This window comes from Olsenella sp. oral taxon 809 str. F0356 (genome assembly GCF_000233535.1).
GTDB lineage: Bacteria > Actinomycetota > Coriobacteriia > Coriobacteriales > Atopobiaceae > Olsenella_I > Olsenella_I phocaeensis.
In genome coordinates this window covers 306,037-323,509 of sequence record NZ_JH376563.1, presented here as the reverse complement: position 1 = coordinate 323,509, position 17,473 = coordinate 306,037, and the positions used below count along the sequence as shown (strand labels likewise).

Sequence of the window (17,473 nt, the reverse complement as noted above, 5' to 3'; positions counted from 1 at the left end):
CCCACCAAGGCACAAAAGCCCATGAGCAGGCCGACGGCTAAAAGCACGTGAGGCATCATTTCATCACCTCCGTCGCATAGACGACCGTCCTTGAGTTGCTCGTTTCGTACGAGCAGGTCACGAACGCGTACACCTTTTGGCCTTCGGGAACCCCGCCAAGGGTCACCTCGCCTTCAGCGGCTTCGTCTGCCATATACGCGTCGAGCTCCTCCTGGTCCTCGAAGTCGAGACGGACGCTCTTCGCGTAAGCGTTGATGACGTTAACCACCCTCGGCTCGAGATGAATTGTCCGCTCTCGCGTGTAAAGAATGATTTCACCATGATCCTCCGCGAATGCCCTGCCGCTGTAGTTCGCGAGGTCCGCGAACATCGTGCCGTCCGACATATGGTGCCCGTAGATCATCACCAAGGGGCTATCGAGTCCTTGCTCGCACCCGTTCGCAACATACGGTGTGCCCCATGGGGAGTAGATTCCTTCCACGTCATGGAACAAGTAGAACCCTGGATCCTGATCGCTACCCATGACGACTGGATAGTCGATGGAGGTTCCCGGCACGTATACCCAGGCAATGACGTTGCATGGCAGCTGGCCCCAGTCTATCGAGCGCTCCTGCCCCTCGCCTTGGGGCTGGACGACTGCCTGCTGGATAGTGGGAGGGATGTCGGGGCGCTTGCCGCCCTGCCCCGCTACGAGGAGCGCGACACCCACGGCGATGGCGAGTATCGAGGCGATGGTGACAGCCCTTCTTGTCCTTGCTTTCATGCTCCGCATAGCAAGGGGCTGCAGGTCTTTCTTCCTGCAGCCCCATAGTTGCTACTCGCTCACCTCCTCAGAGGGCTCGGCGTCTTCCTTTGGGTCCTTCCTGCGCATCCTGGCGAAACCCAGGGCTGCGGCACCGGCGCCAACGAGGGCGGCGCCGACGATTGCGATGATCGCGACTGGGCTGCCGGGTGCGGTGGCTCCCGTCTTGTCGTACGGGGTCTTAGGCACCTCAGGGGTGTCAGGATTGTCGATGACCACGGTCTGGCCGGCATCGTCGATGTCCTGATGCGCCGCGACGAGGTTGCCCTCGGCGCTGAGGCACTCCTCGAATGCGACGAGCTCGTCACCCTCCTTGAGGGACGTGGTATCCAGCTCGAAGGCCACGTCGGCGGTTCCCTCGGATGCCTTCGCCACGAATTCCGCGGTCGCGGTAATCGGATTGCCGTCGGCATCCAGCAGCGCCTCGCCAGTGGACTTGACCATGATGGTGCCGTGGACGATGTAGGAGTCGCCCTCGATGAGGCCCTTGTACTCGACGGTGTCGACGAGGCTCACCTTGCCGGTGGCTACGATCTGGTCGCCATCGGCCGCGTCGGTGAGCTTGGTGCCGATCTCGCAGACGCTCACGGTCTGTCCCTCATCGCTCGGGTCCTCATGCGATGCGAGCTGCACGCCGGCGCCGAGGAGCTTCTCGAATACCACGACCTTCTTGCCGTCGAGGTCGGTTCCGTCGAAGGTCAGCTCGATCACCTGGGTGCCGTCTGCCTCCTCGGGGGTGAAGGTGGCCTCGCCGGTCACCTGGGACTCGCCAAGGCCGCCCTTCACGGTGATGGGCTCGCCGGTCTCCGCATCGACCAAGGTTGCCTGGAGGACGTACTCGGTGCCGGGCACGAGGCCCTCGTAGGAGACCTCGTCGCCGATGGTGATCTCGGTTCCGGTCACCAGCTTGTCGCCATCGGACTTGTCGGTTGCGGTGGTGCGGATGTCGAGGAAGTGCACGCTCTGGCCCTCGTCGTTGATGTCGGCGTGAACCGCGACTTCGATGCCCTCGGAGAAGAGGGACTCGAAGGCCACGATGTCCTCGCCTGCGAGCAGGCTGGAGTCGAAGGTGAACTCGAGCTGGATGTCGCCGGCCTTCTGCTTGGGCTTGAAGGTCTTGGACGCGGTGATCGCGTTGCCGTCAGCATCCAGCAGCGCCTCGCCGGTGGACTTGACCATGATGGTGCCGGTGACGGTGTACTCGGTTCCGTCGTTCTTGAGGTTCTCGTACCAAACGGTGTCCACCAGGGTGGTCTCGCCGGAGGCCTGGGCCACGTGGTCGCCGTCGGCCTTGTCGGTCTCCTCGGTCTGGATCTTGGGGCCTTCCTTGTCGTCGAGGCTCATCCAGACGGCCTTGGCGACCGTGGAGTCGCGCTCGATTACGAAGGACTTCTTCACCAGGTCGTAGCCCTCGTTGGAGTCGCTGCGGAGCTCCTCTAGGGCGTACTTTCCGTAAGGGAGGGCGGCAAGCCCGTCGTCGACGTCAGCATTGATGCCGTCCTCGCCAAGGGAGAACCAAACGCCGGCCTTGGGGTCCATGTCGGATGCCTTGATGCCGTCGGCTTCGAGCAGGCCGTCGTTGCCGTTGGTGTTGTTGCTGTGCTTGTTCCAGGAAGATGCGGTAGAGACGTTGCCGTTCTCGTCGGTCACGACCACGTGGGTCTCGCCGGTGGAGACGTTGGTCACCTTGAACGCGACTTGGAGGGATGCGTTCGTGTCCTCTGCCATCTTGACGATCTCGAGGTCGTTTCGGATCACCTGATCGAAGAACTCAAGGTTGGCCCCAGCTGATGTCATGTTGACCATTGCGCCGTCTTGGCGGATCTGGAAGGTCTTCGCGGTGCCGTCGGTGAGCAGGTAGGAGTCGTTGCTCTTGGTCTCCTGGATGGTGTAGGTGCCGTAGGGCAGCTCGTCCTTGGCGGTCTGGGCGGTGTAGGCCCCGGCCTGCTCGTTCCAGGAAGTGATGATCGTCTCGATCGTGTCACCCGGGTTGAACCACTTCCCGCCGACGAGGACCTTCTCCTCGGAGGCGTTGGCGATGGTGAACTCGATTCCGCTCAAGGTGGAGCCGGTGTCCAAGGTGTCGTGGGAGTTGCCTCCGAGGGCCTCGGATTCGCCGAGCTCGATGTCGGACTTGGTCACCTGGACGCCGCCGCGGACGACGTCATCCTTGCATGGCTCGCCCGTAACATCGATAACCTGGCCATTGGAGGCTATCGTCACGGTCTTGGACCAGTCGGCCGGGAGGTACCCTTCGGGTGCTGCGCTCTCGACGATTCTGTAGGTTTCGCAAGGAAGCGCATCGGGGGAAGTTTTGGCTACATATGCCCCGGATTCGGTGCTCCAGCTGGTTTCGATGGTCATCGCAACCGATCCGTCGGGGCAGGACTTCCCGTTCACGAGGGCGGGCTTCCCGGAGATGTTGATGATGTCGAACTCGGCGCCGGTGAGGGCTGCGTCGCCTTGGGGCGTGGCTCCCGCATCGCCGTCCTCCTTGGACACCGCCAGGCCGCCCTTATCCCACTTGAAGCTCATGAGGTCCTGGGTGGCGGAGCCGGTGTGGATGGCGTAGGCGGTGAAGCCCGTGGACACCTCGCCCGAGCGCGATTGGATCTTCGGCCATGTGCCGCCAAGGAGCTCGGAGCGCGCCCATTCCCCGAACTCGGCGTTGGTTCCGTACAGTGCGTCGCTGGCGGACCCGCTGTAGGCGTAGGAGATCAAGATGTGGCTGGCGACCAGGTACTTTCCCTCGTCCCAGGATCCGCCATCGTACCAATCGCTCGGGAGGATTCTGCTGTCGAATCCGGGCGCACCGTAGCTGAACCACATCGTTGCGATAAGGTTGCGGTCGCTTACTTCGGATTTGCTGTAGGCTCCTGGCTCGGGTGTCGGCGCTGCCGGTTGAGCGCAGTAGGCGGCGTTGCCGTCTGCCCACATGTAGTTTGTCGTGTACCCCGCATATGGGACGCTGTCGCCGATCGACACCTCGACGGATTCGGCCGCAAGGGCCTGGCTAGGCACCGTCACGCAGACGCTGAGCGCCAAAAGCAGGCTCATCGCCACGCGGATGACCTTCGATGAGGTGATCCTCTCTGTTGCCTTGGAGTTCATGGCTCACCTCCCTAGAATGGAATGTCTTCGCGGCTCATGGACGAGCGGCCCTGGTCGCCGGCGAGCTCGCGGGAGCCCTCGCGAGCGCCCTTCGCCTTCTCGGAGAGCGATGCGAGGTAGCGCTCCCTGCTGGATTCGACAGCCTCCTTGAGTTGCGCGGGCATGATCTTCACCGTGTCCTTGATCGGCTTGCCGGACTCGTCGGTGACGGGGTTTCCGTCTGGGTCCATCACGGTGCGCTTGAGCCAGACCTCCTTGTTGGCCAGGAGCGGGATGTCCCTGAAGTCCTCGCCCTTGAAGCGGGACTCGTTCACGAACAGGGGGCTGAATTGGTAGAAGCTGAGGTCCTTGCCGTCGATGGACGTGTCGCGGGGAAGGGTCACGGAGTTGAACTTGCCCGTTCGGTCCGTCTTCTTGTCGAAGTACTCGATCCCTTCTCTCACGAAGCTCTTGTGCACTGTGATGTAGATGTTCTTCTTCTCATCAGGCATTGCGTTTTCTCCTTTGCATTCTTCACTAGGGGAGGGTTTGTGGAAGCTCCCTGCCCCATCGCTTGGTTTCTGGTGCGGCACGCTTAGCCCCGTGCCGCTGGGGCCTTACCTTCTCATCGGAATCACCTCCAGCCTCTTCCGATGGCCTCCGTTAGAAGCCGCTGACGATATCTCGAGCCCATGCGCCGCTGCGCACGAGCGAGAGGACGAGCAGGATGCACATCGCCAGGTACTGGAGCGCGTACGTGAGCCCGGTCGCGATGGTGTCCACCGGCGTGCCCGTGCCGGGGTTGACGCCGACGATTCCCCCGAGCACCACCGGGAAGGAGATGAGGAGGATGAGGATGATCAGTCCTGCCACGCATACCGCCAAAAAGCTCTTCAGGTATCCCATGCCGATCTGCCTGGTGTGCTCGAATCCGAGGAACGCCAGCGGTATGGGGCTGAAAGCCGCCATGATGTAGAGCTGGATCGCTCGCGCCCAGCAGACGACGAGCGCCACCACGTACGCGACGAGGACCACGAGCCAGCTGATGAGCGACACGACGAGCATGGCCATCAATGCCGACACGTCGTCTTCGGTGGTGACGATGGACACCTCGGCAAGGTTCATGGCGCCTCCGGTTCCGAAAAGGCCTTCCACCCTGTCGACGGCGAGCCCGATGACCTCGTAGATCGCCGCCATGAGGTCGAAGCTGTTCTGGATGAGGAACAGGAAGACGGCGAAGAAGACGAGCAGGAACACGACCTCCTTGACCCCGGGCATGCTCTGGTTGCCGTCCATTCGCTGGGAGATCTCGATGAGCTTCAGCGTGAAGACCAGGCCCAGCACTCCGCAGCCGATGGGGAGGATGGCCACCTGCCAGGTGCCCCTGGCGATGTCGTACATGGAGAGGTCGCCCGAGCTTCCGAGCATCGAGGAGAATGGAGCGTCGAGGACGCCCTCGTATCCGATCGAGCTGAGCACGCTCGCCTGGGCGTGGAACATCCAGTTGCTCCAGTCCCTGAGCAGGTCGCACAGCCATGAGTTGACGTCGTCCGCGATCGAGGCGTAGGCGCTCTGGCATGGGATGAGCGTCAATACCAGGAGCGTCAAGGTGACCGCGAAGGCCATCCCGAACCGCCTCTGTCCGGCGATTGCCCTTGCTGTGGCGATCATAGGGCGCTCAGCTCTTTGGTCTTCTGGTCGTAGCGGAGCTGGACCAAGGTCCCCGCGCCGTCGTTCAGGGTGAAGGACGTCGTCGCCGTCTTGCCGTTGCAGTCTATGTAGACCTCGCCGTCCCAGGTGGCGCTGGTCGCATACGGAGAGCGCTTTGCGGCCCAAGCGGTTATCGCACTCGAGATTTCCCCGTCGTCGGACTCGAGGAGGTCGTTGAGCTTCCCCGAGTGCGCGGTCAGGCTCACCTTGTTGTCGGGCGAGGCGTCCAGCGTGTATGTGGCCGAGAGGGAGAAGGCATCGCACGTGATGGTGGTCGAGGTGGTGCTGGAATCGATCTTCACGATGCCCTGCTTCGGGGTGTCCCTGGGACCCTTCGTAGTGGTCACGTTGACGGACAAGCCGCCGTCATCCGGGTCTTCCGATATGACGTCGAAGTAGGTGACGGCAGTGGACTCCCCATCGCGTTCGACCATCACGCCGTCGGCGATGGCAAGCGTCTTGGAGCCGCCCTCAGCGCTCCAGGCGCTCCCGACGTAGTCCTTGATGCTGTTCCCACCGGTCTTCTCGGCAACCTCCTCGATGCCTTCGTCAGGGCTGTTCTGGGGAGGCTGCATGGCGCAGCGCGCGACGCCCGAACCCACGAGGATCAGGATCGCGCCGATGGCGCAAGCGAGCATGACTCTCTTCTTGTTCATGTCTTTCCGCTCCTTTCGTTAGACCTTGCGCAGCGCGCAGGTGAAGTGGTCGATTCCGTTTCCGATGCAGCAGACTGCGCCGGTGTGCGGCTCGTGTATGTACTTGTCGTCTCCTATGTAGATCGCCACGTGGCCGGGCTTGTAGAGGATGTCTCCGGGCTGGGCCTGCGAGAGCGGGATGTGGGTCAGCTCTCTGTACTGGTCCTCGGTGTAGTGGCTGATGTGGATTCCTGCCTGTCGGTAGCAGTACTGCGTGAGGCCGCTGCAATCCAGGCCCCTGCCCGGGGTCTCGCCTCCCCACACGTAGGGCACGCCGAGCTGGCTGTATGCCGCTGCGACGATCACGTTCGCGTTCGCGCGGGAGCTCTTCAGGTCCTCGGCCGTCATAGTGTCGAAGCGCCTCAGCCCATAGGTGTCCATAACGGACTTGAGGCTTGCGACGTAGTCCGAGCTGGTCGCCCATCCGGCGGATTTCAATCCCTCCGCCATGAGGTCTGAGTCGTGCTTTTGCATCGCCTCCCTGATGGTCGCGTTGTTGGCATAGGTTCCCGCTTGGAGGAAGACCCTGCTCCTGAACTTGATGCAGTCGACGTCTGACTTGAACACCGTGAAGTAGGCGGTGATCGTGGATATGGCACCCGGGGTGTATTCCTCCCTCGTCACCCAAGCGCTCTTGCCCGCGACCTCAGGGCACCCGGCGAAGCTGCCTGCCCATTTCATTCCGAAGAGGTTGTGGTCCCTCGTCGCGAGCTTGCTCATGGTCTCTCCCTGGCCGCTCTCCACAATGATCTGGGCAAGCGTGCAGCTGGCAGGATGTCCGTACTTCTCCTGGCATTCGAGCGCGGCTTCGACCATCTCGTAGGTGATGTACGGGGGAAGCCCCTCGAGGGATTGCTTGTTCGCCTCGTTCTCCCAGAAGCCGAACAGCGCGCTCACGAGGTTGCCCACGATGAGCGCGCCTATGACGAATGCCGCGATGGCGCCGAGAACGCCGAGCACTACTGCGGCACCTGAACCTCCTGCACCGCCGATGACGGCGGTTGAGGAGGATCCAGCTGCCTGGGATGCGGCTGCCGCTCCCTGGCCCACCGCTCCCTTGGATGCCTCGGCAGCGGCGGCGCTTGAAGCCGACGCCTTGCCGGTGCCGGCTCCCAAGGCCGATGCGGATTTGGAGGATGCCTTCTTGGCGGCGCGCCCTGCGCCCAGCCTGCCTTTGATGGCCCTGGCCGATCGCTGCGCGTCGTAGGCCTTGGACGAGCCTTCGAGCTCTTCGCTGTCGTCGAACTCGTCCACCGCTGCCCTTGCCAGAGCCTCCTTCGCAGCTGCGGCCCCGGTAATGCCTCCCTTCTCGGCAATCGCCTGGGCCTGAGCCTCGGCTTCTGCCTTCGCACCTTCCTTCGATGCGAAGGTTCGCGCATGCCCTCTTGGCTTCGACGAAAAGCCTTCGGAGGCCTCGCGGATTCCCGCGGCGCTCTTCCTCTCGGTAAGGGATGAGAGCATCTGGGCCTCGTCGTCGGAGATGGTTCCCGTGTTCGCGAGAGTCGCCTTCTCCTTGGTGACGAGATCGGCCATCGACTGCCCGTCGTTGTCTTTAAGCGGGCTCGACTTCGTCACGAGGTGCCGCCTTTCGAGCCTTCGAGTACGCTGCGCTCGGCGATCGCCGCAGGCTTCGTGTCGAACAGCCTGAACAGCTCGCCCTTGGGGAAGTCGTCCTTGATGGGCACGCGGATGCCGCCTGCGACGAGCAGCCCCTCGCCGGCCTTGATCGACTCGTCGATGAAGCCCCTCTCCGCTGTGGACAGGTCGAGCATCTCCGTCCAGGCCTCGAGGTCGGCCGGTCCCTGCTTGTGCAGGAGGAAGAAGTCCGAGTTGATGACCATGTCTCGCGCGTTGGCGTTGAGGAGCATGTGGGAGGTGTTCTGCGAGATTCCGGTGCAGATGAGGCCGAACTTGCGGCCCTCGCGCCAAAGCCTCGCGAAGTAGTCGACGATCGTCGGATGGCCGAACAGCGACTGGACCTCGTCGATGTAGAGCCAGGTGACGACGTCCCTCGGAGGTGTGACCATGACCCTGTTTCGAACCATCTCAAGCGCGGTGAGCATGCCGAACACCTTCATGTTCTGGCCGAGCTCGTGCATGTCGATGTTGGTGATCCTGTTCTCGAAGCCCACGTTGCTCTGGCCGTTGAAGAAGCTGAACGCGCCGTGGACGTAGCGCTCGTAGCGAAGCGCGATGTCGCGCGCCTCGGCCTCCGGCTGGCTGGCGAGGATGGAGTGGAAGTCCTCCAGCGTAGGGAGCCTGTCCTCCGCAGCGCCCTGGTCGTATGCGAGCCCCACGCACCTGGTGATGATGGACCTGTCGTTCTCAGGCAGGCCCTCCGAGCCCTCAGCCATGAGGGCAGATGACAGCGCAAGGATCGCGTCCGTCTTGTAGGCAAGCTTCGTGGCGTCGCTCCTGTCGGACACCGCGGAGGTGTCGAACGGGTTCAGGATCGTGTCGGTGCCTGGTGCGAGCCTGATGTTCGCGCCTCCCAGCGCGCTGATGAGGTTTCCGTACTCGCCCGCGGGGTCGAAGATGATCACCTCGTCGCCCGGATGAGCCAGGATGGTGTTGGTGATCTCGCGCTTGACGGAGAACGACTTGCCGCTGCCGGGCTTTCCGCAGACGAAGCCCATGGGGCTTGCGAGCAGGCCGCGGTCGCAGATGACCAGGTTGCCGGACTGCTTGGACTGGCCGTAGTAGCCGCCTCCCGGCTGGTTCAGCTCCTGGCTTGCGAAGGGCATCTGCATTGCGATCTGGCCCGTGGTGAGGTGCCTGAATACGTCGACGTGGTTGATGCCAAGCGGCAGCACGGAGTTGAAGGCCTCGCGCTGCTGAAGGAACAGCGGTTCTATCCCGAGGGAGTTGCCCTGGGCTACGCTGATGATCTGCTCCACCTGCCGGTCCAGCTCGTCGAGGCTGGATGCGTAGGTGTAGACGAGGCCTGTGTAGTGGAAGAGCTTCTCGTTCTTGTTGCGCAGGAAGTCCAGCAGCTCCTCCGCCTCTTCCTTCGAGTATCGAAGCTCAGGCGGGAGGATGGTGTAGTCGTAGCCCTTCCTCACCGCCGTACGCTGCTCGTCGATGATCTCCTTGTCCATCCAGTCGAGCTGGCTTTTCACGAGCGCGAGCGCGTCGGATTGGGCAAGCGGCTGGGCGTGGATGTTCACCGACAGCGGTATCGGCAGGTCGATGATGTTCGCGATGTAGTAGTCCTCGAGCACGGAGCCGAAGCTCTTGATGAGCAGGACCTGGCAGTAGGCGTCGTCGACGCGGAAGGCGTCCGCCCTGCCCTCCGGCTTGAAGTCGATCATCATGGGCGCGATGAGGTCCTTCGTGCGCAGCTTCGAGGAGTGGGACAATTTGTCCCAGGAGAAGGCGAACTCGCTCTTCGGGCGAAGCTGCGACTGGAGCGCGCGCAGCCTCTCTTCTCCGTCGAGCGAGCGGGCTTGGCACCTCACGCGTTGGAGCGTCTGGATGCAGTCGCCCTTGACGCGGGAGAGCTTGGGCACGGCGCCGTCGACGTCGTCGGCGGAGACCATATAGGTCAGGTACCTGTGGCGCTCGAGGTTGGAGAATCCTTCCCTCATCTTGTCGTTGAGGATCCTGTTGTACTCGTCCACGTATCTGGCCGTCGCATCGTCGCCGTTCTCGAAGAAGACCCTCTTGCCGATCTCGCGCTCCGGGATGGGGATGTTGGCGATGGTTAGCTGGAAGCATGTGTCTGCACCGAAGTAGTTGTAGAGGCTGGAGAGCACGGTGAAGACGTTCTCCTGGTTCTCCTTGCGCGCGGACTGGTAGCTGATGTCGGAGAACTCGATGGTTTGGCTGAAGAGGCCTTCCTCGACCTGCGCGATGCCATCCTTGTACATGGCGTCGTAGCCGATGTAGCGCAGGACGTCCTTGGCTGCGCGCCTTGCCTTCTTCTGGCGGTTGGCCTTTTCCTCGTTGGCCTTCTTGGAGCGGTCGACCTTCGTCGCGCCGCCGAGGAGCAAGGAGAGCACGCCCGGCTTGGCCTGCACCTTCTTCTTATCCCTGCTGTTCTGTTGGTTCACGGAGCTCCGCCCCCTTTCGCTTTGCAATACGTCGTGACTTGCGGCTTGGCTTACCGGCCTTGATTGGCTCGCATGACGGGTCGGGCCCGCTTCTGTAGAGGAGCGTCTGGTCGTCCAGGTGATGGGAGGCGAACCTCGGGATGAACTTCTCGAGCCTCATCCCGAACGGGCGCCAGAAGCCCGCAAGCCAGAACGGCAGGCTTGCGCACATGACCGGGAAGGCGGCGTTGGACACTTCCATGCCGATCCAGAAGTAGATGGCGGCCGCGGTGGCGATGGCGCTCGCGAAGCCCAAGGTCACGCAGATGAGCGTCCTCAGGCTCAGCTTGCCGACGATCTTCTCCTCGTACTCCCCGATGTCTTTCTGGACGGGAATCTGAAGGGACAAACCTGCCACCTCCTAGTTGGGGAGCCAGGAGGTGTCCAGCTGCCCGAAGTAGATGGCGGCCGCGATGATGATCGCGCCGCCGGCGATCGTGGAGATTGCGCTGGCGATCTGGCTGCCGCCCTGCTGCTCGCGGACGGCAAGGCCCAGGGACACCGCGCCCCATACGACGAGGAAGCCTCCCAAAAACGTTACGCAGCCCGATACCAGGCTGATGATGTTGTTAAGCATGTCTGCTCCTTTGCATGTGATGCGCACCCCGGGCCGGTTGTGGAAGGAGGGTTTCCCGGGGGCGCTAGAATTGACTGCGGGGCACGTGCGTGCTCCTTTGCATGGGGGTCGCGGCAGCATCGGCGATGTGTGGAAGCGTTTTCGATGCCCGGTGCGTGACGCGCCTGCCGCGGCCCTTTACTCGCTCATCAGCGACTCCCTCTCATAGGCCCACCTCCTTGCCCTGTATTCCCTGAAGTCGAACGGGCTTCGCTCTTCGCAGCTGTGCGCCCTTGGGTGCTGTCCCAGGTCGTACTTCTTGTCCTTGAACGGCTGTGCTCCGTTGATGAGGACGAGCCCCTCGTCCCTCGGCATGCGTGCGATCTCCGATGCCTGGATCAGATCTCGCTCGAAAACCCCGTAGTTCCTCGTCGTGGACGGGTTGGCTCCTCGGGAGTCGTTCACCGTCACGTTCTTCACCGTCTGCTTGCCGACCATCTCGGATATCTCCTTGTTGGTCTCGTTGGACTTTCCGCCCAGGTAGACGAAGGTGTCGCAGGCGTTGATGATCGTCGAGGCGTTGTTGTCGCCGTAGGTCTCCTTCAACTGGGATAGCGACTGAAGGATCATGGAAACGGCGATGTTCCTGCTTCGCGTCACGGTGATCATTCGCTCGAAGTCGGGTATGCGGCCGATGTTCGCGAACTCGTCGAACATGAAGTGGACGGGGCGCGGCAGCCTTCCCTGGTACCTGCTGAGCGCGACCTCACAGAGCGTGTCCATCGCCTCGTGCATCAGAAGCGCGAAGAGGAAGTCGAAGGTGGAGTCCGTGTCCGACATTGATGCGAAGACGACGGTCTTCCTGGTCACATCGCCAAGATGTCCCAGGTCCATTTCGTCGTACGAGAGGAGCTCTCGCACCTCATCGATGTCAAATGGCTTCATGCGGACGTTGCAGCTGACCATGATCGACTTCATCGTCTTGCCTGCGGCCACCTTGAACTGCTTGTAGGTGGAGAGCGCGAAGTCCTGCTCCGGTTTCAGAGGCTTTCCAATTTCAACCCACTCGAACGAAGAGTTTCCTTCGTCGAAATCCCTTCCGTTGGGATCGTATGCGGAGCCTCCTGCTTTGGCTGCCAGGCGCTTTCCCGTCTCGATCTCGTTGAAGAGCATGTCGAGCGGGCTCATGTAGTCCTCGTCGTCCTCGCGTGCATCCGCCAGTGAGAGCAGCATGATAAGGCCGCCGACGTTGCGGTCCTCCGGAGGGCAGTGGGCCACCAGGTAGCCGATGAGCGCTGTGTAGAGCAGTTTCTCCGCGTTCTCCCAGAAGGGGTCGCCCGCATGCTCCTTGTCGCCCGTGGTGTTCTTCACGAGGCACTCGACGAACTTGAGGATGCCCTTCTCGTCGCGAATGTAGGAGATGGGGTTGAAGTGCATCGAGCGCGTGAAGTCGATGGTGTCGAAGGTGACGATGTCGTAGCCCTCTTCCTCGAACAGCCAGCCGACGTCCAGGATCAGCGTTCCCTTGGGGTCGGTGATGAAGTAGTTGGAGTTCAGCTGGTAGAGGTTTGGCTTCACGTAGTAGCGGGTCTTGCCGGTGCCGGGGCCGCCGACGATGAGCATGTTGTTGTTCGTCTCGGTCCTCTGGTCGTGCACGTCGTCGACGAAGCGCTTGCGGGAGCGCCTCGAGAGGATGATGTTGTTGTCCGGATGCAATGCGTCGGAATAGGAGGCCATCTCCTTTTGCGTTGCCCACCTGGAGCTTCCGTGCTCTTCGCCGCGGCGGTAGCTGCCCCTTCTTTCGAGTTCTTTCGCCCAGATGAGCCATACGCCGCATGCAAGGGCTGCGCCCAGTGCTAGCGACAAGGGATCCGAGAAGAAGACGCTTCCGCTCGCCAGGGAGCCGGGGAGGGTTTCTGCGAATCCCCCGCCCTGCATCAGCGGGTTCGAGCCCGTTGCCTGCGCATGGCCCGCCATGACGTCTCCGACCATGAACGCAACGACGGACGCGATGATCGCGAAAACAACGTCGCTTCTCATCGCGTTCTCTGCTCAAGGCGCTCGACCTGGCGCGCCTGCTCGCGAGCGGCCTTGCTGGCGGCAGACGCCGCCTTTGCCTGCTCGGCCTTGACGGCGAGCCTCTCGGCGTCCCTGGACTTGGCGATCGGCAGGCGCTCCTTCGCCTTGTCCAGGGCCTCACTCGCCTCACGCTCGAGCGCGGCGAAGACCTCGTCGATCTCAGGCGCGTCCTGCACCTTGAAAACGAGGGACTCGCGCTCCCCGTCCTTGTGGAAAGCGTGCTCGATGGATGCGTCGTTCAGCCTCTCGTCGATGAGCTCGCGGATGGATCCGTATTCTGGGAGCCCCTGGAAGTCGCGCATGTTGAGCTTCGCCCAGCTCTGTTCTGGCGTCTGGGTTTCAGCCTTAAACCCCTTGTTTGTGGCCGAGCCCCTGGCGTTGCGGAAGGCTTCCGTGAGCCTTTGCGCGCTTGAGGCCATGGCGGCACCGCCGGCGTCCTGGCCGATCCTCAGCAGCCAATCGACGAGCTTCTCTCCGGAGTCGTCACCGTAATCGCTTGGCATTTCCTCCTGCCTTCCTGCGGGCTGCCCGCTATCTCGTCTGGTTCAGGTTCTGGTTCTGCCGGGTATCCGCCTTGATGGCGTCCGATGCGCTGATCGCGCTCTGGGCCTTATCTGCCAGGCTCTGCTTCTGCTCGGGGATCTTGGACTCCATGTACCGAAGCGAAAGGCACTCCTCCTTGGTCGCGTGCCGCATGTGCAGGATCGCGTTCTCGAACTCGGCGGGCTCCTGGGCGATGCGCCCGAAGCTCCAGCTCTCGAAGTCCACCCACTCGTCCCCGAAGCGCTTGCAGGTCCACCATTCGTCGCCCCCGTTGACCTGCTGGATGAAGGCCAAATCCTCGTAGACGAAGCCCTGCCTGATGGCCCAGTTGCCTCCGCCTAGCGCGCTGCGTAGGTCGTCGATGCTCTCTGTCTTGGCGAAGGTGTACGGATATTCCTCCATGAAGGGATCGTCCTGCCAGTCGTAGCCGCCCCTTTTGAGCCAGCCGTTCTTCTGGCACTTTTGCTCGAGGAGTTCGTGCTCCTTTCCGGTCATCGTCTCGAAGCCCTTCATGGTCGTCCTTTCGTTGGTGGGACAATTTGTCCCAGTTGCTGTTCATGGGAATGGCGAGGCGCTAGAAGTCACGGCTCGGTTTCGTTTGGGGATGTTTCAGCTGGCCAGCTCTTCCTCGCCATCGTTCGTGCTTATACCAGCAGCGGGAGGGACCCTCTCGCCTCTATCGGTGGCTTTGGTTTTGCAGGGTTTTCTTCGGACCGTATCCACCAAAACAGCTCTTTTCGCGCCGCCTGTCCCTCTTCGGCAGGCGGATGAAAGCAGATGTTTCGACGATTCTGGACGCGATTGCCTCGGCGCTCTCGCGGTCCCCGTAGCGGGCCATCCTCGTGAGCAGCGAGTCGACGTCGTATTGGGACGTGTAGATGGTCGGGCGCATGTCTTCGTAGCGGGAGTTGATGATCTGGAAGAGGTTTGTGAGCGCCCAGGAGCTCGTGGTCTCCTTGCCGATGTCGTCCATGATGAGGATGTCGCAGGCCATGTACCGCTCGATGCCCGCAGCGGAGTTGTCGTCATAGCTGCGCTTGATCTCCTCGAGCATCGAGAGCGATGTTGCCACGACGACGTTGTAGCCCGCCATGATGAACGCCTTTGCGATGGCGCAGGCGGCGTAGGTTTTCCCCGACCCGACGCAGCCTTCGATGTAGAGCCCGGCACCGCCGTTGCCCCCGAATGAGGACAGATACCTCGCCGATGCCTCCAAGCTCACCTCTGCGTTCAAGAACCGCTTGCCGATGCCGGCCCTCGATAGTTTCGAGTTGAGCTTTCCCTCGGCCTCCCTTGCCTCTTTCGCGGCTTGAGCCTGCTGCGCTTCGATCTCTTCCGGGCATCCGCATGGCTCGTGCGTTATCCACCTGACCGACCCGTCGAAGGAGATGCCGAGCGGGACGGTCGCCTTGCCGCAATAGGGGCAGGCGACCGTCCCAGGCTCGTCGCACTTCAGACCCCGGGCTTTGGCCTCTTCGAACGTTATGAACGGGTTCCTCTCTTGCTTCACGAGGCCTGCCTTTCTTATCTGAAGTCTTCGTTATCAGCCTTTCTTATTGGCTGACAATTTGTCAGGTGCCTACCTGACGTTTCGTCACCCCAGACCTGCCTTTGCCCTGACAAGATTTCAGGGGGTGACAATTTGTCAGGGGGTGACGTTTCGTCAGGGTCGGGCCCTCTGGCCCTTGCGGGAACCGAAGACCAAACCACCGAGTAACGCTTGGTCTCGATTCCCGCCGGATGCCGGTAAGGCCCTTCGTCCTTGATCAGTCCTTTGTCGAGCAGCTCCTTGAAGGCCCTGTAGATCGACCTGTCGGTGGTAGAGAGGAAGTCTGCAAGGTGCGTCTTGCTCTCGAAGAACTCGAGGTTTGCCGAGTTGAAGCCGTAGATGCGCGCATACACAAGGAGCGGGACTCCGGAGAGTCCCAGCTCTTTCATCATGAACCGATGCAGGACGATGAACTCGCCTGGCGAGGCGCGATCACCGGTTGGCCCTTGTTCAGCCATCATCTTTCTCCCAGCCCCTTGCGTTCACGGACCAGGATTGTGTTTCTCAGGACCCAGTCACGAAGTTCCTTCCGGTCGCAGATGGAACCCCGCTTTGACCCCGGGAAGGTCCTCAGGGGCAATGGGTCTTCCTTGCGATCCGCAAGCTCATAGAGTTTTCTCTTGCTTATCCTCAGCAGGTTCATCACCTCTTGGGCGCTGTAATAGTCTTGAGGTGGAATAGGTCTAGGTCCCGTCTTGTCGTTCATCGTCTGCCTCGTTTCGAGTTCGTTCGAGGCGGCAAGACGATGCCTCGCTTTTCAAAGGCGTCGAAGCTGTGGGTGTCTACGAACATGACCCGGACCTCAGTTTTTGGTTTGGTCGCCAAGCGCTCCGTTAGCTTTGATGTACCGGTCAAGAGACAGCCTATTCACGAGGATCCTCCTCCCCAGCCTGTACGACCTGACCTCTCCAGCCTTGATCAGCTCATAGGCCTTGGTCCTTCCGGCATGCATGTACTCCTGCATCTCGGCAACGGTCATCTATTCGCTGGGGCCACCTGCGACCTGCTCGTTTTGGGCGCTGCTGCCGCAATCGCTCTGCGGTCTCATTCGTCCTCCTATCAAGTACGTGTCGTGCCGCGGTGTTGCGCGGCGTTACGTCGTGTACGCTTCTCTGCGTTCTACGCGAACAAAGAAGAGGAGGCTCTCGAGGGAGGGTGTCCTAGGTTTTGTTGGGTTCTATTGGTCCCGTATTCAGAAAAGGGACATATATCGGCTTTGCGACTTACTGGGACAATTTGTCCCAGTGGCGCAGGTGCGCCCCTCTGGACGACGGTGCCTGACGCGTCAGAATCAATGCTGAAATGCGAGTTGCGTCCGGCATTAAGTACTCCCGACGTGCATCGCATCACCACCTGTGCTGTGTTTACGCTGCGTTACGTGAAGGCAGGCTTGACCGATAGGCTCGCACAATACTGGCGAGCTTAAAAAATCGTATTACCTTGAATCGGTTTGCGTTGTCCGTACTAACGGACACGGCTAGTTCATCACTCCAGTTAGAATACAGATAGCAAATAATGTTTAGGTTCATAATTGATAGCTAGAGAGAACGAAATGGCATTGGAAACCAACGAACACGATCTGCCTCTAATGGCAATGGGAAAGGAAGCCTCGGAGGCTTTCAGCAAGCAGATGAACGCAGGCTTTGGGCCTAGGTGCCCCAAGTGCGGAAGCGAGAACATCGCACTCATCATCTGGGGCGACCCCGTTTACTGCGACGGCCTCATCCAGGACATCGACGAGGGCCGCGTGCATATCGGCGGTTGCTGCGTAACAGGCGACAATCCGGAGTGGCACTGCAACGATTGCGAAGAGGAGTTTTAGCTTCTGGGACAATTTGTTCCAGTAAACACTGGAAGGAAGCCCATGAAGAGGTTTGAGAAGATAACGAAGCTGATTCCCTTGCTCGAGGCAGAGGAAAACCACGGTGAGTGGATCATCGACACTGAGCACAAGGGCACTATCGACGACCCTATCCGTTTCCCATTTGTTGGATACGGAAGGGCCGCCCATGAGCTGATCGAGATGGTCCATGAGTGCGTCGACGACAACGAGGACCTCGACGTCCGCGACTACAGGGGCGTGCTCGATAGCTACGGGCTGCCCGACGAGAAGGCGGTCCTGGCTGCCGACGTGTCGAAATGCGATGCCAGGTGCACGCTCGCAATGATCCTCACCGTCGTCCGCGGCGACAGGTTCTGTGAGGGCATGCTGCTCAGCTACCTGAAGAACGGAATGATGCTCAAGTGGATGAAGAGGCTCGAGGAGATCGACGGCGAGTAGCGCTGGGACAAATTGTCCCAGTGGGAATGTCAACCAACCATCTGAAACAGAAGGAGAAATCTTCTTGAGGTGGGATA

The 17,473-nt window shown here is 61.2% G+C and carries 18 protein-coding genes; 2 read left to right on the top strand and 16 right to left on the bottom strand.

Annotation, left to right across the window (positions count from 1 at the left end; genetic code table 11):
* Positions 1-55: 55 nt before the first annotated feature.
* The 16 genes from HMPREF1008_RS01440 to HMPREF1008_RS10100 all read right to left on the bottom strand — a co-directional run bounded on the left by HMPREF1008_RS01440 (position 56) and on the right by HMPREF1008_RS10100 (position 16,094).
* Positions 56-763, bottom strand: coding sequence for a class B sortase (locus tag HMPREF1008_RS01440; RefSeq protein WP_009278068.1), 708 nt, complete (start codon positions 761-763; stop codon positions 56-58).
* 51 nt (positions 764-814) lie between these two features.
* Positions 815-3,913, bottom strand: coding sequence for a VaFE repeat-containing surface-anchored protein (locus HMPREF1008_RS01435; RefSeq protein ID WP_009278067.1), 3,099 nt, complete (start codon positions 3,911-3,913; stop codon positions 815-817).
* Positions 3,914-3,924: 11 nt separating this feature from the next.
* Complete coding sequence (locus tag HMPREF1008_RS01430; protein ID WP_009278066.1) at positions 3,925-4,404, bottom strand: hypothetical protein; 480 nt, start codon at positions 4,402-4,404, stop codon at positions 3,925-3,927.
* Positions 4,405-4,555: 151 nt separating this feature from the next.
* A complete protein-coding gene (locus HMPREF1008_RS01425) occupies positions 4,556-5,563 on the bottom strand; it encodes a type IV secretion system protein (protein WP_040656683.1) in 1,008 nt (335 codons plus the stop codon).
* Positions 5,560-6,258: a hypothetical protein gene (locus HMPREF1008_RS01420; RefSeq protein ID WP_009278064.1), complete on the bottom strand. Its 699-nt coding sequence runs from the start codon at positions 6,256-6,258 to the stop codon at positions 5,560-5,562. The genes HMPREF1008_RS01425 and HMPREF1008_RS01420 overlap by 4 nt, the downstream gene beginning before the upstream one ends.
* Positions 6,259-6,276: 18 nt before the next feature.
* Positions 6,277-7,830 (bottom strand): NlpC/P60 family protein, encoded by a 1,554-nt coding sequence (locus HMPREF1008_RS01415; protein WP_156797575.1) that lies wholly within the window; start codon positions 7,828-7,830, stop codon positions 6,277-6,279.
* A gap of 38 nt (positions 7,831-7,868) precedes the next feature.
* Complete coding sequence (locus HMPREF1008_RS01410) at positions 7,869-10,349, bottom strand: VirB4-like conjugal transfer ATPase, CD1110 family (RefSeq protein WP_009278062.1); 2,481 nt, start codon at positions 10,347-10,349, stop codon at positions 7,869-7,871.
* Positions 10,324-10,746, bottom strand: a complete 423-nt coding sequence (locus HMPREF1008_RS01405; RefSeq protein WP_369750385.1) for a PrgI family protein — start codon at positions 10,744-10,746, stop codon at positions 10,324-10,326. The genes HMPREF1008_RS01410 and HMPREF1008_RS01405 overlap by 26 nt, the downstream gene beginning before the upstream one ends.
* A 3-nt stretch (positions 10,747-10,749) precedes the next feature.
* Positions 10,750-10,965 carry a hypothetical protein gene (locus HMPREF1008_RS01400; protein WP_009278060.1) on the bottom strand — a complete coding sequence of 72 codons (216 nt, stop codon included), beginning with the start codon at positions 10,963-10,965 and terminating at the stop codon, positions 10,750-10,752.
* A gap of 177 nt (positions 10,966-11,142) precedes the next feature.
* On the bottom strand, positions 11,143-12,936 hold the full coding sequence (locus HMPREF1008_RS01395; RefSeq protein WP_255348641.1) for a VirD4-like conjugal transfer protein, CD1115 family: 1,794 nt from the start codon (positions 12,934-12,936) through the stop codon (positions 11,143-11,145).
* 44 nt (positions 12,937-12,980) lie between these two features.
* Entirely contained in the window at positions 12,981-13,526 is a 546-nt protein-coding gene (locus HMPREF1008_RS01390) for a hypothetical protein (RefSeq protein ID WP_009278058.1), read from the bottom strand.
* Between the two features lie 28 nt (positions 13,527-13,554).
* Positions 13,555-14,079, bottom strand: coding sequence for a hypothetical protein (locus HMPREF1008_RS10560; RefSeq protein ID WP_009278057.1), 525 nt, complete (start codon positions 14,077-14,079; stop codon positions 13,555-13,557).
* A 163-nt stretch (positions 14,080-14,242) separates the two neighbouring features.
* The gene (locus tag HMPREF1008_RS01380) at positions 14,243-15,076 is read right to left on the bottom strand and encodes an ATP-binding protein (RefSeq protein ID WP_009278056.1); all 834 of its coding nucleotides are present in this window, start codon (positions 15,074-15,076) and stop codon (positions 14,243-14,245) included.
* Positions 15,077-15,090: 14 nt separating this feature from the next.
* A complete protein-coding gene (locus HMPREF1008_RS01375; RefSeq protein WP_156797574.1) occupies positions 15,091-15,507 on the bottom strand; it encodes a hypothetical protein in 417 nt (138 codons plus the stop codon).
* Positions 15,508-15,572: 65 nt separating this feature from the next.
* The gene (locus HMPREF1008_RS01370; protein ID WP_009278054.1) at positions 15,573-15,821 is read right to left on the bottom strand and encodes a helix-turn-helix domain-containing protein; all 249 of its coding nucleotides are present in this window, start codon (positions 15,819-15,821) and stop codon (positions 15,573-15,575) included.
* A gap of 96 nt (positions 15,822-15,917) precedes the next feature.
* Entirely contained in the window at positions 15,918-16,094 is a 177-nt protein-coding gene (locus HMPREF1008_RS10100; RefSeq protein ID WP_009278053.1) for an excisionase family DNA-binding protein, read from the bottom strand.
* Positions 16,095-16,703: 609 nt separating this feature from the next.
* On the opposite strand from HMPREF1008_RS10100, the gene HMPREF1008_RS01360 reads away from it, so the two are divergent.
* Positions 16,704-16,937, top strand: a complete 234-nt coding sequence (locus HMPREF1008_RS01360) for a hypothetical protein (RefSeq protein ID WP_156797573.1) — start codon at positions 16,704-16,706, stop codon at positions 16,935-16,937.
* 42 nt (positions 16,938-16,979) lie between these two features.
* Positions 16,980-17,396, top strand: coding sequence for a DUF6508 domain-containing protein (locus HMPREF1008_RS01355; RefSeq protein ID WP_009278051.1), 417 nt, complete (start codon positions 16,980-16,982; stop codon positions 17,394-17,396).
* The last annotated feature ends 77 nt before the right edge of the window (positions 17,397-17,473 follow it).